At 71.5% G+C, this 26,976-nt stretch carries 29 protein-coding genes; 15 read left to right on the forward strand and 14 right to left on the reverse strand.

Annotated elements, in window-relative coordinates; translation table 11 throughout:
* Positions 1 to 933 (forward strand): M56 family metallopeptidase, encoded by a 933-nt coding sequence (locus tag ACGFY5_RS19115; protein ID WP_392721441.1) that lies wholly within the window; start codon positions 1 to 3, stop codon positions 931 to 933.
* Here the strand turns inward: ACGFY5_RS19115 and ACGFY5_RS19120 are convergent.
* The 3 genes from ACGFY5_RS19120 to ACGFY5_RS19130 all read right to left on the reverse strand — a co-directional run bounded on the left by ACGFY5_RS19120 (position 919) and on the right by ACGFY5_RS19130 (position 4,488).
* Entirely contained in the window at positions 919 to 2,478 is a 1,560-nt protein-coding gene (locus tag ACGFY5_RS19120; protein ID WP_392721444.1) for a hypothetical protein, read from the reverse strand. The genes ACGFY5_RS19115 and ACGFY5_RS19120 overlap by 15 nt on opposite strands.
* 109 nt (positions 2,479 to 2,587) lie before the next feature.
* Entirely contained in the window at positions 2,588 to 3,010 is a 423-nt protein-coding gene (gene dtd, locus ACGFY5_RS19125) for a D-aminoacyl-tRNA deacylase (RefSeq protein WP_392721446.1), read from the reverse strand.
* Positions 3,007 to 4,488, reverse strand: coding sequence for a methyltransferase (locus ACGFY5_RS19130; protein ID WP_392721448.1), 1,482 nt, complete (start codon positions 4,486 to 4,488; stop codon positions 3,007 to 3,009). The genes dtd and ACGFY5_RS19130 overlap by 4 nt, the downstream gene beginning before the upstream one ends.
* Before the next feature lie 77 nt (positions 4,489 to 4,565).
* Between ACGFY5_RS19130 and ACGFY5_RS19135 the strand changes: the two genes are divergently transcribed.
* The 3 genes from ACGFY5_RS19135 to ACGFY5_RS19145 all read left to right on the forward strand — a co-directional run bounded on the left by ACGFY5_RS19135 (position 4,566) and on the right by ACGFY5_RS19145 (position 6,402).
* Positions 4,566 to 5,147, forward strand: a complete 582-nt coding sequence (locus ACGFY5_RS19135; RefSeq protein ID WP_392721450.1) for an HhH-GPD-type base excision DNA repair protein — start codon at positions 4,566 to 4,568, stop codon at positions 5,145 to 5,147.
* Positions 5,147 to 5,878, forward strand: a complete 732-nt coding sequence (locus tag ACGFY5_RS19140) for a GNAT family N-acetyltransferase (RefSeq protein ID WP_392722541.1) — start codon at positions 5,147 to 5,149, stop codon at positions 5,876 to 5,878. The genes ACGFY5_RS19135 and ACGFY5_RS19140 overlap by 1 nt, the downstream gene beginning before the upstream one ends.
* Before the next feature lie 104 nt (positions 5,879 to 5,982).
* The gene (locus ACGFY5_RS19145) at positions 5,983 to 6,402 is read left to right on the forward strand and encodes a DUF3099 domain-containing protein (RefSeq protein ID WP_392721452.1); all 420 of its coding nucleotides are present in this window, start codon (positions 5,983 to 5,985) and stop codon (positions 6,400 to 6,402) included.
* Positions 6,403 to 6,511: 109 nt separating this feature from the next.
* On the opposite strand, the gene ACGFY5_RS19150 is transcribed toward ACGFY5_RS19145, so the two are convergent.
* A complete protein-coding gene (locus ACGFY5_RS19150; protein WP_392721453.1) occupies positions 6,512 to 7,444 on the reverse strand; it encodes a carbohydrate kinase family protein in 933 nt (310 codons plus the stop codon).
* Between the two features lie 18 nt (positions 7,445 to 7,462).
* On the reverse strand, positions 7,463 to 8,437 hold the full coding sequence (locus ACGFY5_RS19155) for a pseudouridine-5'-phosphate glycosidase (protein ID WP_392722544.1): 975 nt from the start codon (positions 8,435 to 8,437) through the stop codon (positions 7,463 to 7,465).
* 78 nt (positions 8,438 to 8,515) lie between these two features.
* On the opposite strand from ACGFY5_RS19155, the gene ACGFY5_RS19160 reads away from it, so the two are divergent.
* Entirely contained in the window at positions 8,516 to 8,749 is a 234-nt protein-coding gene (locus ACGFY5_RS19160) for a DUF3039 domain-containing protein (protein ID WP_392721454.1), read from the forward strand.
* Here the strand turns inward: ACGFY5_RS19160 and ACGFY5_RS19165 are convergent.
* Complete coding sequence (locus ACGFY5_RS19165) at positions 8,722 to 9,891, reverse strand: YihY/virulence factor BrkB family protein (protein ID WP_392721456.1); 1,170 nt, start codon at positions 9,889 to 9,891, stop codon at positions 8,722 to 8,724. The genes ACGFY5_RS19160 and ACGFY5_RS19165 overlap by 28 nt on opposite strands.
* 240 nt (positions 9,892 to 10,131) lie before the next feature.
* On the opposite strand from ACGFY5_RS19165, the gene ACGFY5_RS19170 reads away from it, so the two are divergent.
* Positions 10,132 to 11,880, forward strand: coding sequence for a DEAD/DEAH box helicase (locus ACGFY5_RS19170; protein WP_392721457.1), 1,749 nt, complete (start codon positions 10,132 to 10,134; stop codon positions 11,878 to 11,880).
* Between the two features lie 161 nt (positions 11,881 to 12,041).
* On the opposite strand, the gene ACGFY5_RS19175 is transcribed toward ACGFY5_RS19170, so the two are convergent.
* Entirely contained in the window at positions 12,042 to 12,236 is a 195-nt protein-coding gene (locus ACGFY5_RS19175) for a hypothetical protein (RefSeq protein WP_035856870.1), read from the reverse strand.
* Between the two features lie 522 nt (positions 12,237 to 12,758).
* Positions 12,759 to 14,261 (reverse strand): RNA polymerase sigma factor, encoded by a 1,503-nt coding sequence (locus ACGFY5_RS19180; RefSeq protein ID WP_392721460.1) that lies wholly within the window; start codon positions 14,259 to 14,261, stop codon positions 12,759 to 12,761.
* Between the two features lie 344 nt (positions 14,262 to 14,605).
* On the opposite strand from ACGFY5_RS19180, the gene ACGFY5_RS19185 reads away from it, so the two are divergent.
* Positions 14,606 to 15,412 (forward strand): inositol monophosphatase family protein, encoded by an 807-nt coding sequence (locus ACGFY5_RS19185; protein ID WP_392721462.1) that lies wholly within the window; start codon positions 14,606 to 14,608, stop codon positions 15,410 to 15,412.
* On the opposite strand, the gene ACGFY5_RS19190 is transcribed toward ACGFY5_RS19185, so the two are convergent.
* Positions 15,409 to 15,909, reverse strand: coding sequence for a LytR C-terminal domain-containing protein (locus tag ACGFY5_RS19190; RefSeq protein ID WP_392721463.1), 501 nt, complete (start codon positions 15,907 to 15,909; stop codon positions 15,409 to 15,411). The two genes, ACGFY5_RS19185 and ACGFY5_RS19190, sit on opposite strands and share 4 nt — an antisense overlap.
* A 121-nt stretch (positions 15,910 to 16,030) precedes the next feature.
* Positions 16,031 to 16,771 carry a GTPase RsgA gene (rsgA, locus tag ACGFY5_RS19195; RefSeq protein WP_392721466.1) on the reverse strand — a complete coding sequence of 247 codons (741 nt, stop codon included), beginning with the start codon at positions 16,769 to 16,771 and terminating at the stop codon, positions 16,031 to 16,033.
* Positions 16,772 to 17,264: 493 nt separating this feature from the next.
* Here rsgA and ACGFY5_RS19200 point away from each other — a divergent pair, with 493 nt between their 5' ends.
* A complete protein-coding gene (locus ACGFY5_RS19200; RefSeq protein ID WP_035856868.1) occupies positions 17,265 to 17,567 on the forward strand; it encodes a DUF4193 domain-containing protein in 303 nt (100 codons plus the stop codon).
* A gap of 192 nt (positions 17,568 to 17,759) precedes the next feature.
* Positions 17,760 to 18,608 carry a hypothetical protein gene (locus tag ACGFY5_RS19205; RefSeq protein WP_392721470.1) on the forward strand — a complete coding sequence of 283 codons (849 nt, stop codon included), beginning with the start codon at positions 17,760 to 17,762 and terminating at the stop codon, positions 18,606 to 18,608.
* Positions 18,609 to 18,619: 11 nt separating this feature from the next.
* Here ACGFY5_RS19205 and ACGFY5_RS19210 read toward each other — a convergent pair whose 3' ends face one another.
* Positions 18,620 to 19,105: a DUF3093 domain-containing protein gene (locus ACGFY5_RS19210; protein WP_392721472.1), complete on the reverse strand. Its 486-nt coding sequence runs from the start codon at positions 19,103 to 19,105 to the stop codon at positions 18,620 to 18,622.
* A gap of 52 nt (positions 19,106 to 19,157) precedes the next feature.
* Here ACGFY5_RS19210 and dut point away from each other — a divergent pair, with 52 nt between their 5' ends.
* The 4 genes from dut to ACGFY5_RS19230 all read left to right on the forward strand — a co-directional run bounded on the left by dut (position 19,158) and on the right by ACGFY5_RS19230 (position 23,562).
* Positions 19,158 to 19,628, forward strand: a complete 471-nt coding sequence (dut, locus tag ACGFY5_RS19215) for a dUTP diphosphatase (RefSeq protein ID WP_392721473.1) — start codon at positions 19,158 to 19,160, stop codon at positions 19,626 to 19,628.
* Positions 19,629 to 19,632: 4 nt separating this feature from the next.
* Positions 19,633 to 20,265 (forward strand): DUF3710 domain-containing protein, encoded by a 633-nt coding sequence (locus ACGFY5_RS19220; protein ID WP_392721474.1) that lies wholly within the window; start codon positions 19,633 to 19,635, stop codon positions 20,263 to 20,265.
* Positions 20,266 to 20,410: 145 nt separating this feature from the next.
* Positions 20,411 to 22,891, forward strand: coding sequence for a DUF4118 domain-containing protein (locus ACGFY5_RS19225; RefSeq protein ID WP_392721476.1), 2,481 nt, complete (start codon positions 20,411 to 20,413; stop codon positions 22,889 to 22,891).
* The gene (locus tag ACGFY5_RS19230) at positions 22,888 to 23,562 is read left to right on the forward strand and encodes a response regulator (protein WP_392721477.1); all 675 of its coding nucleotides are present in this window, start codon (positions 22,888 to 22,890) and stop codon (positions 23,560 to 23,562) included. The genes ACGFY5_RS19225 and ACGFY5_RS19230 overlap by 4 nt, the downstream gene beginning before the upstream one ends.
* Here the strand turns inward: ACGFY5_RS19230 and ACGFY5_RS19235 are convergent.
* Positions 23,544 to 24,188: a DUF4386 domain-containing protein gene (locus ACGFY5_RS19235; RefSeq protein ID WP_392721478.1), complete on the reverse strand. Its 645-nt coding sequence runs from the start codon at positions 24,186 to 24,188 to the stop codon at positions 23,544 to 23,546. The genes ACGFY5_RS19230 and ACGFY5_RS19235 overlap by 19 nt on opposite strands.
* A gap of 166 nt (positions 24,189 to 24,354) precedes the next feature.
* Here ACGFY5_RS19235 and ACGFY5_RS19240 point away from each other — a divergent pair, with 166 nt between their 5' ends.
* Both ACGFY5_RS19240 and ACGFY5_RS19245 read left to right on the forward strand, forming a co-directional pair.
* Positions 24,355 to 24,750, forward strand: a complete 396-nt coding sequence (locus tag ACGFY5_RS19240; protein WP_392721480.1) for an OB-fold nucleic acid binding domain-containing protein — start codon at positions 24,355 to 24,357, stop codon at positions 24,748 to 24,750.
* On the forward strand, positions 24,747 to 25,634 hold the full coding sequence (locus ACGFY5_RS19245) for a DUF3159 domain-containing protein (RefSeq protein ID WP_392721481.1): 888 nt from the start codon (positions 24,747 to 24,749) through the stop codon (positions 25,632 to 25,634). The genes ACGFY5_RS19240 and ACGFY5_RS19245 overlap by 4 nt, the downstream gene beginning before the upstream one ends.
* Here the strand turns inward: ACGFY5_RS19245 and ACGFY5_RS19250 are convergent.
* Positions 25,602 to 26,273 carry a potassium channel family protein gene (locus ACGFY5_RS19250; RefSeq protein WP_392721483.1) on the reverse strand — a complete coding sequence of 224 codons (672 nt, stop codon included), beginning with the start codon at positions 26,271 to 26,273 and terminating at the stop codon, positions 25,602 to 25,604. The two genes, ACGFY5_RS19245 and ACGFY5_RS19250, sit on opposite strands and share 33 nt — an antisense overlap.
* Positions 26,273 to 26,944 (reverse strand): potassium channel family protein, encoded by a 672-nt coding sequence (locus tag ACGFY5_RS19255; RefSeq protein WP_392721485.1) that lies wholly within the window; start codon positions 26,942 to 26,944, stop codon positions 26,273 to 26,275. Before ACGFY5_RS19255 ends, ACGFY5_RS19250 begins: the two co-directional genes overlap by 1 nt.
* Between the last annotated feature and the right edge of the window lie 32 nt (positions 26,945 to 26,976).

Consider the following 26,976-nt stretch of genomic DNA (forward strand, 5'->3'; position numbering starts at 1 on the left):
GTGCTCCCCACGGTTGCGGGTCTCGGCATCGTCGCCGTCCTGTTGATCGGTCCGGTCCCCGCTGTCCTCTCCCGCGCGGAGTGGGTGCAGCGGGAGCCGCGGGCCGTCCTGGTGCTGTGGCAGGCGCTCGGACTGGCCGGCGGTCTGGCCGCCGGTGGTTCCGTGCTGGCCGCCGCGCTGGCGCCGCTCGGGGATTCGCTTCCGGCGGCGTTCGCCGCCTACTGGCGGTCCGGCGGCCGACTCGACGTGTTCCACCTGTTCCTGCTCGGTGCGGCCGTCGGTCTGTTCGGTTGGTTGTTGACGATGACCGCGGTGTCGTCGTGGAAGGCCACGCGGGTCCGGTCGCGCCAGCGCGAGCTGGTCGACCTGGTGAGCACGCCGTGGCCCAACCGGCTGAGCCCGGCACGGGCCACCGGGGCCGGTGCGCGGTTGATCGAGCACCCGGCCGCGGCGGCCTACTGCCTGCCGGGGCCGAGCTCGCGGGTCGTGATCACCACCGGTGCACTTTCGCTGTTGGACGCTGACGAGCTGGATGCGGTGCTCGCGCACGAGCACGCGCACCTGGCCGAGCGGCACGACCTGTTGCTGCTGCCGTTCGCCGCGTGGTCGTCGGCGATGTTCGGGCTCGCGGGTACGCAGCGGGTGCGTACCGCTGTCGCGCAACTCGTCGAGATGCTCGCCGACGACAGGGCCTGCCTCGGGCGCGACCGGGCCGTGCTGGCTGCGGCGCTGGCGCGCGTGGGCGTGGCGTCCAGCGGCACGACGCCATCCGGGGCGCTCGGTTCGACGGACTACGCGGTGCTGCCGCGGGTGCAGCGGCTGCTGGAGCCCTCGGCGCCGTCGCTGCTGCTGCGGTCGGTGTCCTACGCGGCGGCGATCGTGACGATCACGGTGCCGTTCTGGGCATTCCTGGTGCCACTAGCAATTCACTGAGACCTCGGTGGTCGCGTGCTGCGGTGCGCCGTTGGGCGGGGTGAGCGTCGCGGTGACCGTCCAGACCGTGGTGCAGCGGGCGGCTCCCTGCAGGGTCGCGGTCAGATCCTGGCCGCTCCCCAGGTCGGCGTACTGCGTCTCCTGCTTGAGAACGTAGGAGCCCGACCACGTCAGCGTGGAGTCCAGCAGCGTGGCGTCGAAGCCGTCCGGGACGGCCACCGAGAGGGTCACGTCCGCGACGCGGGCGTCGGGGTCGGAGAACCCGACGGAACCCGGGCCGAGGATCGTCAGCGTGCCGAAGGCCGCGAACGGGTCCGGGGTCGTCGTGGGGGCCACGGAGCCCGCCACTGGCCGGATCGACGTCTCGGGGGACTTCTTCGGTGCCCGGGTCGTCGTGGGCGGTGCGGCAGGTGTGCTCGTGCGGGCGCGCAGCGACGGGACCGGGCGCGGAACGAGCCTTCCGCCGGCGGCGCGGGGGAGCGGGGTCGGGTCGGCGACGAGGCTCTCGGTCGTGCTCGCGGGGGAGCGGTGGACCGCCAGTGCGGCCACCCCGGCGATCCCGAGCACCACCACGGTCGCCGTGAGCACCGCAGTGGTCCCCATCGTCCCGATCCGACCGGCGCGAAGCCCCGAGCCATCAGACGGCCGAGCCTCGGCGTCGGCTAACCGGGCGTCGGCCGGTCGGCCGGCCGGGATCGGAGGGGCCGGGCGGGACGGGGCGCCGGGGGTGGCCGTCGTACCGTCGATCACCGACGCGGTCACCGCGCGCTTGCGGTCCTTGCCCGCGGCGAGCCCGGCGCGCAGCGCCAGCTCCATGCGGTCGAGCAGCCGGTCGCTCATCCCGGACGGCACCGCGGTCAGCGGCAGCAGCGCCGCGAGCGCGGCCAGCGGCCACCGCTCGTACGCCTTGACGCACTTCGCGCACGGCGGAGTGCCCCGCCGACCCGCGAGGTGCGCACGCACCTTCTTGCGGGCGGCGGCGTCGGGCTCCTTCGCCGAGTACCGCAGCGTGTCCCGCAGGTCGTCGCAGTCGTCCAGCGAACGGGCCGCGAGAACGTCCGCGACCACGTGCTCGCGGATCGCGTCGAGCCGTTTCGCGACCGCTCCCGGCTTGTCCGCGGACACCGCCATCGCGATCGACTCGTTCGTCAGCGCCATCCCGGCCGCGAGCGCGAACAGGATCCGGTCGGCCGGCGCCAGGTCACCGGCCGCCCGCCACGCCACCAGCCGCAGGTCCTTGGGGTCCGGCGCGGCCGGCGGCTGCTCGCCCTTGCGGCGTCCGCGGCGGACCCGGAGCTCCTGCTCCATCTCGGTGCAGGCCTCGTGGATCAACCGGATCATCGCCGGGCGCAGCGCGTGCGCCCCGGCGAGCCGGGTCCGGATCGCGACCTCGAACACCCGGGCGGTGGCCTCCTCGGCCGCGTCCGCGTCGCGGAGTGCGTTCAGGCAGGTGGAGTACGTCCAGCCATGACACTCCTCGAACAGATCGGCCAGCGCTTCTTCATCACCACGCTGCACCGCTGCAACAAGCGCCACGTCGTCCATGTATCGGCACGGTATTCGTAACGCGGTCGCAAAAGAAGGCAGGGGCCGCACGAGTGACCGAATCGGTGAGTCCGGACTTAACTAGGCTTCTGCACCGGCTTAACGCCTCTTAAGTCTCGAGAAGAATCGTCTGCGGACCGACGTTCACTGACGCAACGAGCATGTGTGTCCGAAATCGACCTGTCTCGACCGTTGCGCCCCGGTCGCGCAAGGCGGCGACGACCGCGTCCACGAGGGGCTCGGCCTGCTCGGCCGGCGCCGCGGCACTCCACGACGGTCGCCGCCCCTTGCGGGTGTCGCCGTACAGAGTGAACTGACTCACGACGAGCAGCGGGGCATCGACGTCGGACGCCGATTTCTCCCCGTCGAGGATCCGCAGGTCGTGCACTTTCCGGGCCAGGAGCGTCGCCTCGGAGGCGGTGTCGTGCCGGGACACCCCGACGAGCACCAGCAGGCCGGCGTCGATGGCGCCGACCACCTCTCCGTCCACGGTCACGGACGCCGACGACACCGTCTGCACCACCGCCCTCATGCCGGCAGCAGCATTCCGCGCTCGACGAGTCGCCCCACCAGCGGAATCGCCACCGTCGCCAGCGCCACCGGCTCGGCGTCGTACGCCACGGCCAGCACCGACAGCTGGTCGGCGAGCGTCACCGACCCGTCGCACCCACCGACCAGCGCCACGGTCACCGGATCGACCTCCTGCGCCCAGCGCCAGCCCGACTCCATCGCCAGCACCTGCCGGTCGACGTCCCAGCCGTCAGCGCCCAGCGACGCGGTCTGCCGCAACCGCAGCGCCGGCGACGCCACGAGCCGCGTCTTCAGCAGGTCCGCACCCCGCACGAACGAGACCCGGTCGAACCAGGCCTGCTCCTCCGGCCCGATCACCGTGTCGTGCTCCTGCATCGCCTCTTCCACCCGCACCACGGGCTGCGACGCCCCGGACGCGTGGACGCTGATCAGGCCGAAGCCCACCGCGTCCACCCGGTGCTCGGTGAACCACTCCAGCCACTCGTCGGTGCGGCGGGCGGTGTTCAGCTCACCGGCGTCACGCAACCACAGTGCCACGTACCCGGCCGGGTCGAGCGCCTCGCGCTGCACCGCGTGCGCGTCCAGCCCGGTGGCCTCGAGCCAGCCGCCGACCCGCTCCTCCCACGGCTCACCCTCGATGTGCAACCAGTTGGCCAGGAGCTGCCCGTATCCGCTCGGGTTCAGCAGCGACGGCAGGGCCGCGACCAGCTCCGAGCAGATCCCGTCCCCCTCCCGCCCGGAGTCCCGGTAGACCATCCGGTCGTGCCGGGCCGGCCCGACGACGAACGGCGGATTGCTCACCACGAGATCGAACGTCCGCCCCGCCACCGGTGACGCCATGTCCCCCGCCAGCGCTTCCCAGCTGAACCCATTAAGCAGGGCATTCGTCGCCGCGAAGCGCAGCGCGCGCTCGGAGAGATCCGTCACAGTGACGGCCTCGACGTGCCGCGACAAGTGCAATGCCTGGACTCCGCACCCGGTGCCCAGATCGAGAGCGGACCCGACCGGCGGGCGCACCGTCGACTGCGCCAGCGTCACCGAGGCGCCGCCGATCCCGAGGACGTGGTCGCTGCGGACCGGGCCCGGCCGGACGTCGGATCCGAGGTCCGAGAGCACCCACCAGTCGCCGTCGTCGTCGCCGTACGGCGACAGGTCGATCGCCGCGCGCACACCATCGTCTATCTTCTCGACCAACCCGGTAGAGATCGCCCCTGCCAGGCCGAACGACCCGAAAGCGAGATCAGCAGCTTTCTCGGACACGGTCGCGCCGGTCGGGAACAGCGCGATCAGCGTGCCGAGCGGGTCGTCCCCGCCCTGCTCGCGCAACGCGTGCCGCACCGCGAGGAACTCGCCGCGGCCGAGCGCTCCGCCGGCGGTCTCGCCCAAGCGGTCGGCCACGCCCGCCGGCGTGAAGTTCGCGTCGCCCAGAGCGCTTCGCAGCGACGAAATCTGGTCCGGAGAAAGCAGCGGATCGGTCACCGCGCCATCCTCTCCCGGAGAATTCGCGTTCGCGCCCCCGGGGGAGCAGAGGGCCCCGGACGTGGCAGGCTGGACCCATGGTGAGGCTGCGTCTGAGCCAGGACGTCGATGCCGACGCGTTCCTGGCTGACGACCCGTTGGCGCTGCTCGTCGGCATGCTGCTGGATCAGCAGTTCCCGATGGAGCGGGCGTTCGCGTCGCCCTACGAACTCGGTCGACGCATGGGTGTGACCCGGCTCGATCCGGCCGCGATCGCCGCGTTCGACCCGGAGGAATTCGCCGCGCTGTTCGCGACCCCGCCCGCCCTGCACCGCTACCCGCAGGCGATGGCCGCGCGCGTCCAGACGGTCGCCGCACACGTGCTGGACGCCTACGACGGCGAAACCGCGCGGCTGTGGCTCGACGCGGCGAGCGGCAAGGACCTTCTCCAGCGCGTCAAGGCGCTCCCCGGTTTCGGTGACCAGAAGGCGCGCATCTTCGTCGCGCTCCTCGGTAAGCAGCTCGACGTCCGTCCGGAAGGCTGGCGCGAAGCCGCCGGTGCCTACGGCGAGGACGGCTCGACGCGCTCGGTCGCCGACGTGACCGGCCCGGAGACCCTCCAGGCCGTCCGCGAGTTCAAGAAGGCCGCCAAGGCGAAGGCGAAGGAGGCCGTACGGTGATGCTCTGGCCGCTGTCCGGGCTGCGGGTACGCGCGGGTTCCGTCGAACTGCGCCCGCCGACGGACGAGGACCTGCCCGCTCTGGCCGCCCTGGTGCCGGTCGAGGCCGGCTATGACCCGACGCTGCCGATCAGCGGCGTGACCACACCCCAGGAGATGGCCGCGCAGGCGGTGCTCCGCCAGGTCTGGCGGTCGCGTGCGGAGATCGCACCGGCCTCCTGGCGCATCTGCCTCGCCGCGTACGTCGACGGTGTGCTGGTCGGCCAGCAGGACCTCAAGGCCGACGACTTCCCGCGCCGCCGCATCGTCGAGACGTCGTCCTGGCTGGGAGAGGAACACCGCAGGCAGGGCCACGGCAAGGCGATGCGTGCGCTCGCGCTGCACCTGGCGTTCGAAGGGCTCGGTGCGGTCTCGGTCGAGAGCGAGTCGGCCGAGGGCAACGACGCGGCGCTGGGCGTCACCCGCTCGCTCGGTTACAGCCCCTGCGGTGACACGTACGAGGTGCACGAGGGTGTCGTCACCCACATGCTCACCTCGCGCCTGTCGCGGGAGCGGTGGGCGCTGCACCGGCAGGGCTACGGCCTGGCGCCGGTCGAGGTCGAGGGGGTCGAGGGGTGCCGGCGGCTGCTCGGTCTGCCGCCCACCGATCCGGAGCCGGCCAACAACGGCAAGCGGTCCGCGAACGGCGTCGCCCGGCAGAAGCAGCCCACGGAGCAACCCGCACCCGCCTGACGTCCGTTCCGCGTGGCGGTGGCCGGTGCGCGGTGCAACGATGGAGTGGTGCGGTACCCGGCCCCAGGGCGACCGGGCGCCCCCGAGTGAAGCGGGTGGAGCGCGTGCAGAGGCGTTCTCGGGTCGAGTTGATCACCGAGGCCGAGCGGAGTCCCGCTGATCAGCTGCGCCACCGTCAGCGGCAGTACTTCGGGCTGATGATGATGCGCGTCGTGTGCCTGATCCTCGCGGCGGTCCTGGTCAGCGTGAAGGCGCCGTACGCGCTGGTCTGGGTCGGGGTGCTCACCGTCGGGATGGTGCTGTTCCCGTGGATCGCGGTGATGGTCGCCAACGACCGTCCGCCGCGGGAGGAGAGCCGGTTCACCAACCGGCTGCGCCGGGTTCCTGCCGCAGCGCGTTCCCTGGGTCGTACGTCTTCTCAGCCCGACGACGATCGAGCCCCGACCGAGCGACAGCCCGAGCGCCCCCAACTCAACGCCCGCGAGTTACCGCCCTCACCGGCCAAGGTAATCGACCAGGACTGACCGCCCCGGTCGCACCCGGGTCGCGCCAGCCGCGCATGCCAGGGTCGGGCTCGCGCGCGTCAGGGCCGCGCTACGCGTGGGCGGCGACCCCGACCGCGCTAGGCGCGCGTCAGGGGCGCGCGCCCGGCAAGCCGACTGCCAGCGTCCCGGCCCGCGCACCCGCCGCCAACGCGCCGGCTGGGCCGGCGCCGCCCAGCCAGGCGGCGAGTAGGCCGGCTGCGAAGGCGTCGCCGGCGCCGGTCGTGTCGACCACGCGTCGGGCGGGCTCCGCGGCCACCCACGCCGCGCCGCTCGTCCCGCGCCACCAGGCGCCGCCGGCGCCGTCCTTCACCACGGCGATGCTCGCCGCCTCGGCGAGCCGCGCTGCCGACGCCGACGGGTCGGCGAACCCGGTCAGCACCGCGGCCTCCGCGGTGTTGGCCAGCACCAGAGTCACGCCGGACACCCACTCCAGGAACCGCCAGGGCCCCACGGCCTCCAGCGGCGCCGCGGACGCAGCGTCCACGGAGATCGTCAACCCGCGTTGCTTCGCGGTGTCGAGCGCGGCCAACCCGGCCTTCCGCGACCCGGAGTCCAACAGCGCGTACCCGCTCAGGTGCAGGTGCCGCACGTCGTCGCGCCCCACGGCCGCAGCGACGTCCGTCGGGTCGAGCCGGTCCGCGGCGGCCCGGTCCGGGAACATCGTCCGCTCCCCGTCGCCGTCGACCAGCACCGCGATCGACGCGGTCGGCAACTCGGTGTCGACAGCGACCGCCGGCTCCACCCCGGCCTCGACCAGCTCCGCGACCCGTTCCCGTCCGGGCGCGTCGTCGCCGACCCGGGCGACGAGCGTCACCGGCACCCCGACGCGCGCGAGCCACACCGCGGTGTTCGCCGCCGCACCGCCCCCGCTGTACCGGATGCGCGCCGGCCGGTCCGAGCCCACCGCCGGCGGACCGTCCGTGCTGATCACGATGTCCGTGGCCAGATCGCCCACGACAACGACGCGCCCGCGCTCCGGCTCGGGCGCGCCGGCGGGGTCGCCGGAGGGATCGGTGGTCATGGCGTCAGCAGACCGTGGTCACGCGAGGGCCGTCCGCGTTCCGGTGAACGCGACGGCGATCTGGCCGGCCAGCTCCGCGTTCCGCAGGATGATGCGGGTGTTGACGACGAGGCTCTGCCCCTCGGTCGCCGAGTGGAAGTGCGCCAGCAGGTACGGCGTCACGTCCTTGCCGGTGACGCCTTCCCGCTCGAGCCCGGCGAGGCCCTCGGTGAGCACCCGGTCGTGCAGCGCCGGGTCGAGCTGCTCGTCGGTCGGCAGCGGGTTCGCGACGACGACAGCGCCCTCGCCGAGCTTCAGCTCCCGCGCGGCCCGCAGCGTCTCGGCGATCTCGGCCGGGTCGTCGGCGCGCCAGCCCACCGGGTGCCCGGAGTCGGAGAGGTAGAAGCCGGGGAACCGGTCGGTGCGGTAGCCCAGCACCGTGACGCCCGAGGACTCGAGCCGCTCGAGCGTCGCCGGCACGTCGAGGATCGACTTCACGCCCGCGCACACCACCGCGATCGGCGTCCGGGCCAGCGTGCCCAGGTCGGCCGACTCGTCGAACGTGGTCGACGCGTCCCGGTGCACACCGCCGAGCCCGCCGGTCGCGAAGACCGGGATGCCGACCGCTGCCGCCACGGCGGCGGTGCTCGCCACGGTGGTGGCTCCGTCCAGCCGCTTCGCGGCCAGGACCGGCAGGTCGCGGACGCTGGCCTTGGCGACGCCGTCGGTCAGCGCCAGGTGGCGCAGCTGCGGCTCGTCCAGACCGACGACGATCTCGCCGCCGATGACGCCGACGGTGGCGGGGACCGCGCCGGTGGCTCGGACCGTGCGCTCGATCTCGGCGGCGACCTCGAGGTTGCGTGGACGGGGCAGCCCGTGGGAGATGATCGTGCTCTCCAGCGCGACCACCGGGGCGCCCGTGCCCAGCGCTTCCGCGACCTCAGCGCCGACTCGGATCCGGTATCGCCCTAGTGGCGGTTCGATGTCCACGCGAACACCGTACTTCCTGGTGATTACGCGGCTGCCGCGCGGTTGTCCGAGCAGCGATGCGGCAAACTGGAAGGGACACATCGATCGCAGGGAGGAAGCATCGTGGGATTCGCCGAGACGCTGGAGCGCCCGGAGACCCGAGAGCGCACGACAGACGACGCCCCCGAGGTCTTCCACTACGTGAAGAAGAACAAGATCGCGGAGAGCGCGGTCATGGGGACGATGGTTCAGGCGCTCTGCGGTGAGGTCTTCCCGGTGACGAAGTCGCCGAAGCCGAACTCGCCGGTGTGCCCGGCCTGCAAGGAGATCTACGAGTCGCTGCCCAAGGGCGAGTGACCCACCGCAGCCCCGGCCGGCGCTGACTGCGCCGGCCCGGCCGCCCCCTCGGCGCGGTCCGGTTCGTCGTCGGTGCCGGGCTCGTCGGGCGGTAGGTCGGTGGGGTCGGGCTTGCGCCGGCCGTGGAGCGCGGCCGCGATCCGGCGCCAGAGGTAGGCCACTCGGTGCAGGTGGCGGGGGCGGGGGCCCGCCGGGTGGAGCTGCTCGAGCGTGCCGTTGAGTTCGGCACCGAGCAGCACGGCGAACGCCAGCACGTAGAAGTACAGCAGCGCGACGATTGGCGCCGCGAGCGTCGAGAACAGCAGCATGTCGCCGGCGAGGCGGCCGATGTAGAGCCGCAGCACCCAGGAAAGCCCGACGAACAACACCAGGGCCAGTGCGGCGCCGGGCATCGCCCGCCGCCACCGCAGCCGCAGCGGCGTCGCGTAGTGGTAGAACGCCGACAGTGCGAGGAACACGATCGCCACCGTGAGCGGCCAGTACACCACCCGGATCACGGCCTCGGCCGCCGAGTGCCACCCGTCGGGCAGTCGGTTCACCACGAAGTCCGGCCCGAGGATCGCCAGCGGAACCGCTACCACCGCGGTGGCCAGCGTGAAGATGTAGAGCCAGAGCGCCATCAGGCGGCTGGCCACCGCTCCCCGCAGATCCCGCTGTCCGTACGCGATCGACACCGTGTTCACGAACGTCGCCGTCGACGACGACCCGGCCCACAGCGACAGCACGAGTGCCAGCGTCGCCACGTCACCGCGCCCGTGGCGCAGCAACTCGCCGACGATCGGCGTCACGACGTCGTTCTGCACCGCGGGGCTCACCAGCCGCGCCGTGAGCCGCAACGCGTGCGCCTCGGTGCGGTCGACCAGGTCGGTGCCGGTCCAGCGCCCGGCGTACCCGAGCACACCGAGGATCGCGAGGAACAGCGGCGGCACCGACAGCAACTGCCAGAACGCCGCCTCCGCCGAGAGCCCGAGGATCCGGTCCTGCCACGCCTTGGCCAGCATCGACCGGATCAGACGCAACGCGGTCAGTACATGACGGAGAGTGTTCAGCACCGGCCGGAACGCGGGCCCCAGCGCGCGTCGCGCGACTCTCGAAACCGTCGCACGCATCCGCGCGACGCGCCCGGCAGGAAGTGTGAGCATGTCAACCGATCAAACTACGGGGTCGGGTCGCTGGAATCGCGTCCGGACCGGGTGTCGTCGCAGCATGTCGCAGCAACGCCGAATCCGATGGGCCGGACGGGTGATCTTTCTCCGCCGACGGGGCGGGAGCCGCTTTCCATCATCCCGCACGAACGCCGGGTAAGGTCGGTGAAGCCCTCGCGCAGCGGATGCCGCTCGGGGGCGCACTGGTGTTCGGTTACCTGTCGTGGAGGTTGTGGCTTGACCGCGAACCCAGTGGCTGCGTCCGCCGGTACCGTCGGCGGAGCCGCTCCGCCGCTTCGCGTCTGGCAGCGCAAGGCCCTCGTCGAATATCTCCGCAAGTCCCCGCAGGACTTCCTCGCGGTCGCGACCCCCGGCGCCGGTAAGACGACGTTCGCGCTGCGTATCGCTGCCGAACTGCTCGCCGACCGCACGGTCAGCCAGGTCACCGTCGTCGCTCCCACCGAGCACCTCAAGACGCAGTGGGCGCAGGCCGCGGCCAAGGTCGGCATCCAGCTCGACCCGACGTACACCTCGCAGGGCATCACGTCGTCGGACTTCCACGGCATCGTCGTCACGTACGCGCAGGTCGGCCTGTACCCCGACCTGCACCGCCGGCGCTGCACGACCCGTCCGACGCTCGTCATCCTCGACGAGATCCACCACGCGGGCGACTCCCGCACGTGGGGCGACGGTGTCCGCACGGCGTTCGAGCCGGCGACCCGTCGGCTCGCGCTGACCGGAACTCCGTTCCGATCCGACGCGAACCCGATCCCGTTCGTCGAGTACGAGAAGGACCGCAACGGTCTGACCCGTTCGCGGTCGGATTCCAGCTACGGCTATGCCGACGCTCTGCGCGACCAGGTCGTGCGCCCGGTGCTCTTCCTGGCCTACTCCGGTGAGGCGAAGTGGCGCACCAGCGCGGGCGAGGAGCTCTCCGCCCGCCTGGGGGAGCCGCTGACGGCCGAACAGACCGGGCAGGCCTGGCGCACCGCGCTCGACCCCAAGGGCGACTGGATGCCGCAGGTGCTGCGCGCCGCTGACGCGCGGTTGAGCGTCATCCGGCAGCACGGCATGCCCGACGCCGGTGGGCTGGTCATCGCGACCGACCACGCGGCCGCCAAGGCCTACGCCGAGATCCTGCGCCGGGTCACCGGCAAGGCGCCGGTCGTCGTGCTCTCCGACGACGGCACGGCCAGCGCCAAGATCGCCGCGTTCGCGCAGTCCGAGGACCGCTGGATGGTCGCGGTGCGGATGGTGTCCGAGGGGGTCGACATCCCGCGGCTCGCGGTCGGCGTCTACGCGACGAGCGCGAGCACACCGCTGTACTTCGCCCAGGCCATCGGGCGTTTCGTGCGAGCCCGGCGCACGGGTGAGACCGCGACGGTGTTCCTGCCGAGCGTTCCGGTGCTGCTGGGGCTGGCCGGTGAGATGGAGGTCCAGCGCGATCACGTGCTCGACCGGCCGCACCGGGAGAAGTTGCTCGACGACGACCTCGTCGCGGCCGCGAACAAGCAGGAGGACGAGGACACCGACGACAAGCCGAAGTTCACGGCGCTGTCGTCGGAGGCGCACCTCGACCAGGTGATCTACGACGGGGCCTCGTTCGGTACCGGAGCGGCGCCCGGTACGGCCGAGGAGGAGGAGTACCTGGGGTTGCCCGGTCTGCTCACCGGTGACCAGATCGCGACGCTGCTGTCGAAGCGTCAGGCCGACCAGGTCGCCGCGCAGAAGAAGGCCGCCGCCGAGCGGAAAGCCGCGGGTGGGCCCGACGTTCCGGAGCCGGAGGCCGTCCCGTCGTCGACGTTCGTGCGCCGGCAGACGCTGCGGAAGCAGCTCAACACGCTGGTGGCCGCGCAGCACCACCGCACCAACCGTCCCCACGGCCAGATCCACGCCGAACTCCGCCGCCTCTGCGGCGGCCCCCCGAGCGCCCAGGCAACGATCGAGCAGCTGGAAGAGCGAATCGCAACCATCCAGACCTGGTGAGCGGCCCGCCGAGAACGGCGCTGCCAGGCGAGCGCGAGCCCTTGAGTATCAGTTATACGAGGCGGTCTCGCGCTCGACTGGCAGCGCCGCCCTCGGCGGGCTCCAGGTCAGAACACGACGAAGCCCCGGTGCCTTCGGCACCGGGGCTTCGTCGTTGGATCTCAGTCTTCTGTTTTCAAAATCTGGACGGCGACCTTTTCGAGGTCCGGGGCGTACTTGGCTCCGTGATGTCCGCAGAAGACGAGGTCTCCGCCGCCGGGCAGAACTGCCCGGACCTTGGCAGCCGCACCGCACCGGTCGCAACGCTCGCCAGCTGACGGCGCCTCGGTCGGCGGCGGGGTCAGGGTCGGGGTCATTGGCCTCCTCCTCTGCTCTCACCGTGCTGTTCGTTGTGCTTACCGCTCACACATCGTCCAACACATCTGTGTGCTGAGACGTTCCCGGGCGACCGCCATGTTCCATGTCACACAGCGAGTAACCGGGTGTCTCGGGGCCTCCGCGCATGATGTGCGGTGGTCCCACCACCAGAGTGCCACGCGAATTCGAGTTCCGGAGATCGGATCTCGGACAGACATCCGGGGCCGCGAAAACACTTCCAGTGCATCCGGGACATACTGCCCAGATCAACGCCTCCGGCGACGTTCTGACATGCTGCAGTCATCAACTTGGAACACGCCCGGAGGGTCGAAATCGCCTCTCCACGGGCTGATTCGGGGCCTCGAACGACACCGCCCACCCCGGACGCGCCTCTGTCGAATCGGCAGCCGACGATCGGCTCCTGACTGACGTCGTCACTGAAGGTAGTTTTTTGAACGCCGTGCGACAGAAGTCGGCCCCGGAGCCGCTACCGGTACTCCGGGGCCGAACCGACTGACGTCTCAGTCGAGGTAGTCGCGCAGAACCTGCGAACGCGACGGGTGACGCAGCTTCGACATCGTCTTGGACTCGATCTGACGGATCCGCTCGCGGGTCACGCCGTAGACCTGGCCGATCTCGTCCAACGTCCGCGGCTGGCCGTCGGCCAGACCGAAGCGGAGCCGGACGACGCCGGCCTCGCGCTCGGAGAGCGTCTGGAGCACCGACTGGAGCTGGTCCTGCAGCAGCGTGAAGCTGACCGCGTCGACCGCGACCACGGCCTCGGAGTCCTCGATGAAGTCACCGAGCTGGCTGTCGCCCTCGTCGCCGATCGTCTGGTCGAGCGAGATCGGCTCCCGAGCGTACTGCTGGATCTCCAGCACCTTCTCGGGGGTGATGTCCATTTCCTTCGCGAGCTCTTCGGGGGTGGGCTCGCGGCCCAGGTCCTGGAGCAGCTCACGCTGTATGCGGCCGAGCTTGTTGATGACCTCGACCATGTGCACCGGGATGCGGATCGTGCGGGCCTGATCGGCCATCGCACGGGTGATCGCCTGCCGGATCCACCAGGTGGCGTACGTGGAGAACTTGTAGCCCTTGGTGTAGTCGAACTTCTCGACCGCACGGATGAGGCCGAGGTTGCCTTCCTGGATCAGGTCGAGGAAGGCCATGCCGCGGCCGGTGTAGCGCTTGGCCAGCGAGACCACGAGGCGGAGGTTGGCCTCCAGCAGGTGGTTCTTGGCGCGCTCGCCGTCCCGGATGATCCAGAGCAGGTCGCGGCGGAGCTGCGTCGGCATCTTCTCGCCGCGGTCCTCGCCCTGGCGCATGCGCTCGGCGGCGTAGAGACCGGCCTCGATCCGCTTGGCGAGGTCGACCTCCTCCTCCGCGTTGAGCAGCGCGACCTTACCGATCTGCTTGAGGTAGGCCCGGACCGAATCGGCCGACGCGGTGAGCTCGGCGTCCTTGCGCGCCTGCTTCAGCGCCTCGGACTCCTCCTCTTCCTCGTCGAACGCGAATTCTTCCTCTTCGCCGTCCGCGAGCACGACCGGCTCGTCGACGGCCAGGCCGCCCTCCTTGGCCGGACCGGCGGTCGGAGCGCCCTCAGCGGGCTTGCCGGCGGCGGGCGCGGCGGCCTTCTTGGCCGGGACGCGCTTCGAGGGGCCGGGCTTCGGAGCGGCGGGGGTGGCCGGAGCTTCCGCGGGTGCGGCGGCAGCGGCTGGGCCGGCGGCGGGCCGCGTCGTCTTGGCGGTCGTCGCCTTCGACGCGGGCGTGGTGGCCGAGCGGGCCGCGGCGACGCGCCGACGGGCCGGACGCGGGTCGGCGGACCCGTTCACGACCACTGTGACGCCCGCCATGGACAGGCCCTGCAAGATCTTCTTTCCTTGAGCGGGTGACACCCCCGCACCACCGAGGATCCGCCCCACCTCGTCGGAGGTGAGGGAGGCGGTATCACCCGCCCGCGCTGTCAGCGTGTCGACGAGGGAACGGACGATGTCGGCCCGCGGAGGGGTGCGGTCGGCGTCTGTCACGAAGTGACCTTCCACGTGTCGGTGCGGCGGGCACACCTCACCGGTCAGGGGACTGACCGGGGGGCTGATCTACCAGGAGCTTTGTGTCCTCCGGGCTGTCTTCCCCGGTGGCATGGCAACGAATTGTACCGCCGGGTCGGGGGAGACGGCTCCCACCATCGATCCATCCGTTGTGTCTGGTTGGTGGGGGCCGACCGGCCCAGCGGGGCTCGACGCCGTGCTGGACTGTAGTTCGCGTCTCGGGTTCTGGCCACGACCGCCACGACCCAACATGCACGTGACCTGTTACTTGCCCTGAACAGAACGATTCAGCACTGAGCCTTCAGCCAGGGAGCACAACCGAAATGGCAGTAGTGGAACCCACCGAACTCCTGAGTCTCGCGGTCGAGTTGGTCCGCAAGGCCGCAGCCGGGATCGCGGAGCAGCGCGCCGCGGCGGTGACCTCGATCGAGACCAAATCGTCGCCGACCGATCCGGTCACGGCGGCGGACCGGGCCGCCGAGCAGCTCGTGGTGGAAGGACTGGCGGCGGCGCGCCCCGGCGACCTGGTGCTCGGCGAGGAGGGCGGCTTCCGGCCGGTCGGCTCCGAGGCGGCACCCGACGCGGTGCGGTGGCTCCTGGACCCGATCGACGGCACCGTCAACTTCGTCTACGGGATCCCGGCGTACTCGGTGTCGCTGGCGGCCGAGGTCGCCGGTGTTGTTGTCGCCGGTGTCGTGCGCAACGTCGTCACGGGGGAGGAGTGGACCGCCGTGCGCGGCGAGGGCGCCTGGCGCGACGGGGTGCGGTTGCGGGGGTCGTCGGAGACGACGCTGGGCGGCGCGTTGGTCGGAACCGGGTTCGGGTACGCCCCGGAGCGTCGGCGGGAGCAGGCCGAGGTGCTGCTGCGGATCCTGCCGCAGATCCGCGACATCCGGCGGATCGGGTCGGCGGCGCTCGACCTGTGCGCGGCCGCCGAGGGACGCGTCGACGCGTACTTCGAGCGTGGCCTCAACCTGTGGGACCGGGCCGCGGGCGGCCTGATCGCCGAAGAGGCAGGGCTACTGGTGACCGGCCTGCGCGGCGAAGGCCCCGGAGAGGCGATGACGCTCGCGGCGCCACCGGCCCTCCACACCCTCCTCGACGAACTACTGAGCCCGCTGCACGCCTAGCACCCGGCCGGGGTCGACGGCTGCGGGGGATCCAGGGTCTTGAGCTCGGCGGGAACGTCCTTCTCGGGTGTGAGGTCCTTGAAGTCGATGCCGATGACGACGTCGACGCTGCCGTCCTCGCGGCCGTCGTCGACGATGACGCTGCCGCGGACGGTGGCCTGGAGGAGCTGTGCGGCACCGGCGCCGGCCGGCCCGTAGCGGATCTGAGCGGTCTGGGTGACCGGCTCGCCCTGCGGGTCGTTGCCGGTGGCGACGATCTCGAACTTGCGCTTCTTCAGCGCGTTCGCGACCTTGCTCGCCAGGCCTGCCTCGTCGGTGCCGTTGTAGACCCGCACCTTCACGGCCGAGGGCTCCGGGATGTCGGTCTGGACGGTGTTGCAGCCGATCGCCGTGGTTCCGGTCTGGTCGTCGGTGACGATCGCCCACACCACGGTGATCACCGCTACCAGCGCCAATACCCCGATTACCGTCAGCGCCCTGACTCGCGCCAGGCTCACCGCCCCACCACCCCGTGCGTCATGGGGCCAAACTTTAGCGTCCCGGGTCATCCTCGGTGACGCCCCGGCAATGCGCCGGTCACCAGGCACGTATCGGGCGCCTCCGGGGCAGGCCCCCGGGTCAGGCGCCGCCGGCCAGGGGGTGGAGCCGGCGCCCTGCCGGGGACCCGGCCCGCCACCGGGCCCGCTGCGCGGCGCGCAGGCGGCTCACGTAGCGCTCGGCCAGCCAGTCGGGGACGTCGGGGTCGCAGCCCGGCGTGTCGATCAGGGCGCCTCCGCCGGGGATGGGGACGAGGGTGGCGCCCGTATTTCGCCGGGGTGTGGTGCCGGAGAGGGCATCCGTCAACGTGCTCTTGCCGCATCCCGGCGGTCCGAACACGGCTGTCACGGAACCCGCCACCAACGTGCGTAGACGGTGCAATCCGAGGTACCCCGGGTCGGTGCTCAGACCGAGAACCGGCGTCCCCGGACAGCTTTCGGCCAGCACCGCCAGATCGGCCAGTACCGATCGCACCGCCGCACCGTCGCCGGCCCGATCGATCTGACTGAGCACCAGCACCGGCCGCGCCGAACCCGCCGTGGCCAGTGCGAGCAACCGTTCGGTGCGTTCCGGCGTCAGTTCCGCCGAGTACGCCTGCACCACCAGCACCTGATCGACGTTCGCGGCCAGCACCTCGCCGCGGACGTCGTCCGGGCCGCAGCCGCGCCGGACGACAGTCTCGCGGGGGAGGACCATGACCAGTTCCGTACCGGACAGCACGACCCAGTCACCGGCGACCGGGGCGACGCCGGGTACCGCGAAAGCGCGCACCGGCCCGGTCGGCGTCAGGCACCCACAGTCCGCGCCGTCGGTGTCCGTCACCCGTGCGGGGGTCAGGTGCCCGCCGGACGGGGGCCACCGCGGATCCGTCCACCGGCCCTGCGGTGTCCCGCCTGGTGAGCGCCCCGCGAGAGGGTCCCCGCAGGCGTCGGACTCTTGGGTAAGGTCGCCATCCGCGACCCGGGGATCCGGCGTCGTGGGGCATCTGCCAGTTGCCGTCGCCATCCGGTACCGTGCGTCCCATTCGTCCGACCACCCGAGGCGGCGCAGGCGGGCACGGCTGCGCCGGCTGCCGAGGGTGGGCACCGGACCGGCGGCCTGTTCCTGGTCCGGCGGGCCCGGTGCAGGAAAGACGGGCATCGGTGTCACCTCGATCACATCGGGAACACATCCGGTGGGCTGTGCGTATTAGGGGCGCTGGAAACGGTAAGGTTCCGCGCTCGCCGGGTCGAACGGGTTTCTTTCCTGGCCGGGGAGCCTGGCCGTTGACGGCGTGACCCGGCTGTCATCCGAACGAAAGAAGAGGACCACCACGATGGCCACCGACTACGACGCGCCACGTCGAACCGAGGAATCGGAGATCGGCGAGGACAGCCTCGAGGAGCTGAAGGCACGCCGGACGGATTCCCAGTCCGGCAGTGTGGACGTTGACGAAGCAGAAGTTGCCGAGGGATTCGAGCTGCCAGGTGCTGACCTGTCCGGCGAGGAGCTCACGGTCAAGGTACTGCCGATGCAGAACGACGAGTTCCGCTGTTCGCAGTGCTTCCTCGTCCACCACCGCAGCCAGCTGGCCGAAGAGAAGAACGGCCAGTACGTCTGCACCGAATGTGCGGCCTGACCCCCCGGTCGGGACCGCGTAATCGGGGGACGTCCTTTCGACGTCCCGGAAGCACAGAACGGTCGGGGGTCCGGGGGGTACGACCCCGACCGTTCGGGGTAGATCAGGAGCGCGGTGCCAGTGGCGCGGATGGCCGACAATGGTCTCCAGCCGCGCCGGCACCCGCTCCACGAGCCCCGAGGGACTGCCGCCATGACACTTCCGGAGAAGTCGTCCGACTCCACCGCACCCGCTGACCCGGAGTCGTCGTCCGTCGAAACCGATGCGGACACGACCGGGTCCGCGAAGATTCCCGCCGAAGCTTCCGGCGCGCTCGCCAAGCTGACCGATTCGGACCTGTCCACGAGGGACCGACGCCGCCTGCTCGGCCGTGCGGTCTCCGGATTCGGACGCGGCGCCGGTCGCGCGATGCGCGGGCCCCGCGCCGCCGCCGGCTGGGCCGCCGATCTGCTGATCGCCGCCGCCCCGCACCTGACGGTCCGCGATCTCGAGACGCTGCAGCGCCACTACGAGGGCAAGTCCGGCGACGAGCTGGCCGACGCCGTGATCCGCAACGCCGCCCGCACCACCGCGAGCCTGGGCGCCGCCGGTGGCGGGATCGCCGCCGTCGAGTGGACCGCGCCGCCGTCCCTGCTCTCGGCCCCGATCCTGCTGGCCGTCGAGACCGCCGCGGTCGTCGCCGTCGAGGTGAAACTGCTGGCCGAGCTGCACGAGGTCTACGGCACGCCGGTGCGCGGCTCGGCGAGCGAGCGCGCGAGCGCCCTGCTCACCGCCTGGGCCCGCCGGCGTGGCGTCACGCTGCTGCAGGGCGGGCGCGGCTTCACCACTGTGCTCGGCGCCGGGATGCGCAAGGAGTTGCGCGATCGGCTGCTGCGCCGGATGGGGCGCAACCTGACGACGCTCGGCCCGCTGTTCACGGGCGCGGCGATCGGTGCCGAACTCAACCGCAGGGCCACCCGCAAACTCGGCGACGAGGTCCGCGCCGACCTCCGCAAGGGCTACAAACTGCCGCCGGCGGACGACCGCCCCGCGCTGTACTAGCTCGCTCGCCGCTAGTCGGACTCAGCGGGCGCCGGCAGCGGCAGGTCGAGCGCCGCCAGCAGTTCCTGCGGGCGCCGGGACGAGAACACCCAGTACGGCGTCGGGTCGTCCGGGTCGTCCAGATAGACCCGCACCATGCCCCGCACCCACGGGCGGTGGACGACGAACGCGACCGGATCGAGCTCGGGACCCAACGCGTCCCGGCGCTCCTCGCCGTCCAGCGCCTCGGCGGCGAGCAGGAAGCGACGCGGGATGTGGGCGTCGTCGACGTGCACTTCGTCGTCGGTGACGACCACCGTGATACGGCTGACCGCAGCCACCGCGAGCAACGCCAGCGGGATCAGGACGACGTACGGCAACCAGGAGCGCAGGCCGTCGTGACCGAGGTGGATCTCGGCGGCCAGCAGCGCTGCGACCGCTGCCGCGGCCACCCAGCCCCACCACGGCACGATCCACCGCTCGCGATACGTGTCGGTGGTCGTCGTCGCCGTACTCATGCTGGGTATCGTGCCACCGACCCGCACGACTGCCGAAAAGGAAGCAACTTGCATGCCTGACGTCGAGGTTCTCGTCCAGCTGCTCGATCCGGAGCTACCTCCTCCGGTCTACGCCAAGGCGGGGGACGCCGGAGCCGACCTGGTCGCGGCGGAGGACGTCCGGCTCGGCCCCGGTGAGCGGGCGTTGGTCGGAACGGGTGTGGCGATTGCGCTTCCCGAGGGGTACGCCGGGTTCGTCCACCCGCGGTCCGGCCTGGCGGCGCGGTTCGGCGTTTCGATCGTCAACGCACCCGGTACCGTCGACAGCGGATACCGAGGTGAGATCAAGGTCAACCTGATCAACCTCGATTCGACCGAGACCGTGACACTCGCGCGAGGCGACCGGATCGCCCAGCTCGTGGTGCAGCGCGTCGAGCGAGCCGAGTTCCGGGTGGCGAGCGTGCTGCCGGAGTCGGATCGTGGGACGGGCGGCCACGGCTCGACCGGCGGTCATCGCGGCTTGGTCACCGCACGAGAGGAGTAACAGGGTGTTTCGACGTCGGCGTGGCCGGCACGCGGCGGCCGGCCGGGAGGAAGACCTGGAGGCCACCGGCGCTGAGTCGCTTGAGGGGGACTTCGGTGTCGGCCCCTGGGATGCCGAAGCGGCGCCCGAGGACGACGTCCAGCGGGTCGATCTGGGGGCGCTGCGCGTCCCGACGCTCGCGGACGTGGAGTTGCGGGTGGAGGCCGACCAGAACGGTCAGGTGGCCTCGGTCGTCCTGACCGACGGCACCAGCGCGGTGGAACTGGCCGCGTTCGCCGCTCCGCGTACCGAAGGCATCTGGGACGAGGTGCGCGAGGAACTCCAGGCGAACATCCGCGGTGACGGGGGGGTCGTCGAGCAGGAGGTCGGCGAGTTCGGTCCCGAGCTGCGGGCGAACGTGAAGGTGCCGGACGGCAGCAAGCAGGCGCTGCGGTTCGTGGGGATCGACGGGCCGCGGTGGTTCCTGCGGGCGACGTTCACCGGTGCGGCTGCCGGGGACGTCAACGCCGGGCCGCAGCTGTCGGAGTCGGTGCGGCAGACGGTCGTGGTGCGGGGGTCCGATCCGATGCCGGTGCGGGATCCGCTGCCGTTGCGGTTGCCCCGCGAGGTGGTCGAACAGGCCGCCGACCAGGACTGAGCAGTCTTCCGACGAAGGGGCCCGGCCGAAGCCGGGCCCCTTCGTCGTGTGCCGCTACCTGCTCCAACGCGCTCAGAGCGCGTCAGCACCCGAACGTCGGCCGGTGGGTACGATCCGCTGGCTCCGACGAACGAAGGAGGGGAGCGTGGCGCGGGGGACTCTGCGGATCTACCTCGGGGCGGCGCCCGGGGTCGGGAAGACGTTCACGATGCTCGAGGAGGGACGGCGGCGCGCGGAGCGTGGAGCCGACGTCGTCATCGGGGTCGTCGAGACGCACGGCCGCGTCGAAACCGCCGCCCAGATCCGCGACCTGGAGATCGTCCCGCGCACCCACCTCACCTACCGCGACACCGACTTCGAGGAGATGGACCTCGCCGCCGTGCTCGCCCGGCGCCCCGAGGTGGCGCTGGTCGACGAGCTGGCCCACACCAACGTCCCCGGCAGTCCGCACGCCAAGCGCTGGCAGGACGTCGAGGCGCTGCTCGACGCCGGCATCGAGGTCATCTCCACCGTCAACGTCCAGCACCTGGAGTCGGTGAACGACGTCGTCGCCACGATCACCGGCGTCCCGCAGCGCGAAACGGTCCCCGACGCCGTCGTCCGCGCCGCGGACCAGGTCGAACTCATCGACATGGCGCCCGAGGCGCTGCGCCGCCGGATGGCCCACGGCAACATTTATCCAGCCGACACGATCGACGCCGCACTCGGCAACTACTTCCGCGTCGGGAACCTCACCGCGCTGCGCGAACTGGCGCTGCTGTGGACCGCGGACAACGTCGACGAGGCGCTGCGCCGCTACCGCGACGAGCACGACATCACCGGCGTCTGGGAGGCACGCGAACGCGTGGTCGTCGCCGTGACCGGCGGCCCCGAGGGCGACACGCTGATCCGGCGCGCGGCCCGGATCGCCGCCCGCAGCCGGAGCGGCGACCTGCTCGCCGTCCACATCTCGCGCAGCGACGGCCTGACCGCCGCCGACCCGGCGCGCCTGGAGAAGCAGCGGGAGCTGGTCGAGTCGCTCGGCGGGACGTTCCACGCGGTGGTCGGCGACGACGTCCCGGCCGCGCTGCTCGACTTCGCGCGCGGGGCCGACGCCACCCAGCTGGTGCTCGGCACCAGCCGGCGGCCGCGCTGGCAGCGCGCGTTGTCGGAGGGCATCGGCTCGCGGGTGACGGCGAAGTCCGGGCCGATCGACGTGCACATGGTGACGCACTCCGAGGCCAGGGGATGGCGACGCCTGCCGGAGCTCACCGGTGGCCTCACGACCCGGCGCCGGGTCCTCGGCTTCGCACTGGCGCTCGTCGGGCTTCCGCTGCTGACGCTGGTGCTGAAGCTCGTCGAAGGGCACCTGGATCTGTCCAGCGAGCTGCTGCTGTATCTGGGGTTCGTGGTCGCGGTGGCGCTGGTCGGCGGCGGCTACCCCGCGGTGTTCGCGGCGGCGGCCGGCACGCTGCTGATGAACTGGTTCTTCACCCCGCCGGTGCGCACGTTCACGATCGCCGAGTTCGACAACATCGTCGCGCTGGGGGTGTTCGTGCTGGTGGCGCTGTCGGTGGCTGCGGTGGTGGACCTGTCGGCCCGGCGTCGGCGGGAGGCGTCGCGGGCCCAGGCCGAGGCCGAGATGCTCTCCGCGCTCAGCCGAGGCGTCCTCGCGGGTGGGCGCGCGCTGCCCGCCCTGCTGGAGCAGGTCCGGGACGCGTTCGGGCAGGACTCGGTAGCGCTGCGGGAACGGGTCGACGGGCGCTGGGAGGTGGTCGACACGATCGGTGACCCGGCCGGCCCGGGTGGGGCCGAGATACCGGTCACCGAATCGCTGCAGCTGGTGCTGCGGGGTCGCCGGCTGGCGGCGTCGGACCGCAGAGTTCTGACGGCTTTCGCCGCTCAGGCCGCGGTCGCGCTCCGACAGACGCGGCTGACCGCCCGGGCGGCGGAAGCCGCCGAACTCGCCGAGGGAAACCGGATGCGCACCGCGCTGCTCGCGGCGGTCAGCCACGACCTGCGGACGCCGCTGGCGTCGATCAAAGCGGCGATCTCCGCGCTCCGGATGACGACGGTGGCGCTCGAGCCCGACGACGTGGACGAGCTGCACGCGACGATCGACGAGTCGGCGGACCAGCTGGCGGCGTTGATCGACAACCTGCTCGACATGAGCCGACTGCAGACCGGTGCGGTGAACCCGCTGCGCCGCAGCGTCGGACTCGACGAGGTGGTGCCGCGGGCAGTGGCCGACGGCGCCGGTGTCGGGGGCCCGACGATCACCGTGGACGTGCCGGAGACGCTGCCCGCGGTGCTGGCCGACCCCGGCCTGCTGGAGCGGGCGCTGGCGAACCTGGTGAGCAACGCGGTGCGGCACGGTGCCGGGGCCCCGGTGGTGGTGCGGGGCAGCGCGCTGGGGAACCGCGTCGAACTGCGGATCGTCGACACCGGGCCGGGCGTCGCGGTGGAGGACCGCGACCGGATTTTCGCGCCGTTCCAGCGGCTGGGGGATCGGCCGGCGGGCAACGGTGTCGGGCTCGGGCTGGCGGTGGCGCGCGGGTTCGTCGAGGCGGTGGGCGGCACGCTGGAGCCGGAGGACACTCCCGGCGGAGGGTTGACGATGGTGGTTTCGCTGGAGGTGGCCCGGTGACGCGGGTATTGGTCGTCGACGACGAGCCGCAACTGCTGCGCGCGCTGCGGATCACGCTGAAAGCGCGGGGATACGAGGTCGAGGTCGCGTCCGACGGGAAGGGCGCGCTGGAGGCGGCCGCGCACAAGCGTCCGGAGCTGATCGTGCTCGACCTGGGGCTGCCCGACCTGGACGGGATCGAGGTCATCGAGGGTCTGCGGCCGTGGTTCACGGGGCCGATCGTCGTGCTGTCGGCGCGGCAGGACAGCGACGACAAGGTGCTGGCGCTCGACGCCGGCGCCGACGACTACGTGACGAAGCCGTTCGGCATGGACGAGCTGCTCGCCCGGCTGCGGGCGGCGCTGCGCCGGGCCGTGCCGGCGCCGGACTCGGTCGTCGTGACCACCGACGCGTTCACGGTGGATCTGGCGGCCAAGAAGGTCACCGTCGGAGACTCCGACGTGCGGCTCACGCCCACGGAGTGGGGGATGCTCGAGGTGCTGGTGCGCAACCCGGGGCGGCTCGTGCCGCGCAAGCAGCTGCTCCGGGAGGTGTGGGGGCCGGCGTACGGGGACGAGAGCAATTATCTGCGCGTCTACATCGCGCAGCTGCGCCGCAAGCTCGAACCCGACCCGTCCCACCCCCGCCACCTCCTCACCGAACCGGGCATGGGCTACCGCTTCGAGCCCTGATCCCGGAAGCCTCGGGTGAGCAAGTAGACGCCGAGGGCGAACTCCCAGGTGGCGATGGGAAGGGCCGCTGCCGCGGCGACGGGGGACAGGCGGTCCCAGGCGTCGAAGAGGACGCCGACCACCGAGGCGACCAACAGGGGCGCACCGATGAGGCCCAGAATCGGAAGAACCCGGGGGACGAGCCGAGACTGGTACAGCAGGGTCCCGAGCAGCACGGCGTTGACCGCCGGAACAAGGCTCTGGCTGACCAGGAACGCTGAGTCGTAGAACGCGACCAGCGTCCGACCGGTGACCTCCGTGCCGGCTCCGGTTCGTTTCAGGTGGACGGCCGTCAGCACACTCGCCACGCCGACGACGATGACGGTGGCCTCGACGACGCGGGCGGCCACGAAGCCGAGCGCGCGGCCTTCGCCCACCGTCCTGAGCACCGGGTACAAGGCGACCGCTGTGCCGACGCAGGCGAGTGCCACGACGAGCTCGAGGACGCAGCCGACGACCACCGCGGTGCCCGACCCGGGAGTGGTGACGAAGCCCGTGTCGCGCGTCGGATCGTAGAGGGTGATGGTGGGAACGGAGACGAACGTGAGTACGTAGAAAACACCGGCGATCATCGCGGTCCGTCGCATGCGTCCAGGGTGGCGGAGAACGAGTGACGCGGGTGACACAGTTCGCCATTGTGGCGGTGAAATCGGTGCGTACCCTGATTCACGACGGCGCGGTACCGGGTATGTCCGACAGACGCAAACGCGTTGTACGGCATAGCCGCGCCGACTCGTCGTAGAGGTGCCCACAATGACTGACACGCTGCCGCGGACCCACGAAGATTCGGGTCTGAAACGCCTGTTCCGTCGATTCACCGCTTCCGACCGTGAGCTCGATGCCGAGGCCCTCGAAGAGGCCAGCGTGCGTTCCGGAGCGCAGAAGGCCTGTGACTGCCCCCGCGGCCGCATCGCCACCGTCGCCGGTCGGCTGACGTCGGTTCGCTACACCCCTCGCACCAACCAGCCGACGCTGGAGGCCGAGCTGTTCGACGGCACCGGCTCGGTCACGCTGGTGTTCCTCGGCCGGCGTCGGATCGCCGGGATCGAGCCCGGTCGCTCACTCTCCGTAGAGGGACGTCTCGCCCTGCGGGATGGTCGTAAGGTGATCTTCAACCCCTTCTACACGCTGGAGCCGATCACACCGTGACCGACCACCGCGCCCGTCCGCCCGGCGAGCAGCGCCCCTACTTCGACGCCGACGAGCGCAAGGTCGAGGACGAGCAGCTCACCGAAGCGATCTTCGGTGACAAGGACCCCAACGGTCGGGTCGCGGACATCATCGCGGACGAGGCCGCCCAGCTGGTGGCGGACGTGCCGCCGGGCGATCCCGGTGCGCGGCGTCGCGTCGTCATCACCCCGCCGGAGGCGCCGGCGGACGAGGCAGTCGACGACGGCGAGAAGGACGACGAGCAGATCTCGATCGCCGACCAGGTGCGCGAGCAGCTCGGCGGCATCCGGGGGCTGGTCGAGAGCTCACTGCCGGTGCTGGTCTTCATCCTCGCCAACATGGCGACGTCGCTGAAGCCGGCGCTGTGGGCGGCGGTCGGGTCGGCGGCGCTGATCGCGGCGTACCGGCTGATCCGCAAGGACTCCGTGCGGCACGCGCTGAACGGGTTGTTCGCGGTCGGGATCGCGGCGTTCATCGCGGCACGCACCGGCCAGGCAGAGGACTTCTACCTGCTCAACATCGCCCGCAACAGCGGCGGTGCGCTGGTGTGCGCCGGGTCCGTGCTCTTCCGGCGCCCGGTGATCGGCTACGCGTGGCGGTTCATCTCCCAGATCCCGCCGGGCTGGCGCGAGAGCAAGCCGTTGCTGCGGGCGTTCTCGCTGATCAGCCTCGTCTGGGCGCTGATGTTCGCGATCCGCGCCGCCGTGCAGATCTACCTCTGGTCGCAGCACAACGCCGACGCGCTCGGCTGGGCGTCGCTGGCGATGGGCTGGCCGATGTTCGGCGCGTGCCTTCTCTTCACGGTCTGGTACGGCCGGAAGGCCATTGCTTCAGTCGGAGGTACCGTCGCCGCTGACCACTGAGTGCACGCGGTCCTCGGCGTCGGGCGGGCAGAGGAACATCAGCTCGTCGCCGGACTCCAGCGGGTCGTCGGGCGTCGGCACCAGTACCCGCGCTCCGCGCAGGATCGCGACCAGCGCCGCGTCCGACGGCAGCGGCACCTCGCGCAGCGGACGCCCGACGTAGGGCGCGTCCGGGGCCAGCGTGATCTCGACGAGGTTCGCCTGGCCCTGGCGGAACGTCATCAGCCGCACCAGGTCGCCGACCGTCACGGCCTCCTCGACCAGCGCCGCCATCAGCCGCGGCTTGCTGACCGAGACGTCGACGCCCCACTGGTCGGTGAACAGCCACTCGTTCTCGGCCCGGTTGACGCGCGCCACGACCCGCGCCACCGCGAACTCGGTCTTGGCCAGCAGCGACACGACCAGGTTCACCTTGTCGTCACCGGTGGCGGCGACGACGACGTCACACCCGGCGAGCCCGGCGTCGTCGAGCGACGCGAGCTCGCACGCGTCGGCGAGCACCCACTCGGCCTCCGGCACCAGGTGGCTGCGCATCTGGCGGGGGTCACGGTCGATCAGCAGTACCTGGTGACCGTTGTCGACGAGCTCGTTGGCCACCGACCGTCCGACGTTGCCCGCACCCGCGATCGCGACGCGCATCAGTAGCTCCTCTCCCCGGCGGGGGCCTTGCCGGCGATCTCGCCGACCTTGTCGACCTGACCTTCGGGGACGAGCAGGAAGATCCGGTCGCCCTCCTGGATGACCGTGGACTTGCTGCACAGGTGCCCGACGCCGAACCGCGTCAGGTACGCCGCCCGGTAGCCGGTGGCCTCCTCCAGCTCGGAGATCTTGTGCGTGAGCCAGGCGGGGTGCAGCGGGGGTTCGATCATCACGACCGACCCGGACGGATCCCGCCAGACCTCGACCGCGCTCTCCGGCATGAGGGCGCGCATCACCTGGTCGGACGTCCAGCGGACGGTGGCGACCGTCGGGATGCCGAGGCGCTCGTACACCGCTGCGCGGCGGGGGTCGTAGATCCGGGCGACGACACGCTGCACGCCGAACGTCTCACGGGCCAGGCGCGCGGAGATGATGTTGGAGTTGTCGCCGCTGCTCACCGCCGCGAATGCGTCGGCCCGCTCGATGCCGGCCTCCTCGAGCGTGCGCCGTTCGAAGCCGACACCGGTAACCGTGGAGCCCACGAAGTTCGGGCCGAGCCGGCGGAACGCGTCGGGGTTCTGGTCGATGACGGCCACGGTGTGTCCGCGCTTCTCCAGGCTCTGCGCGAGCGTGGATCCCACGCGTCCGCACCCCATGATGACGATGTGCACGTGCGCAGTCTTCCACGGCCGACCTAGTTGCT

The sequence above is a fragment of the Cryptosporangium sp. NPDC048952 genome, assembly GCF_043197895.1.
In the GTDB taxonomy this organism is placed as follows: Bacteria; Actinomycetota; Actinomycetes; order Mycobacteriales; family Cryptosporangiaceae; genus Cryptosporangium.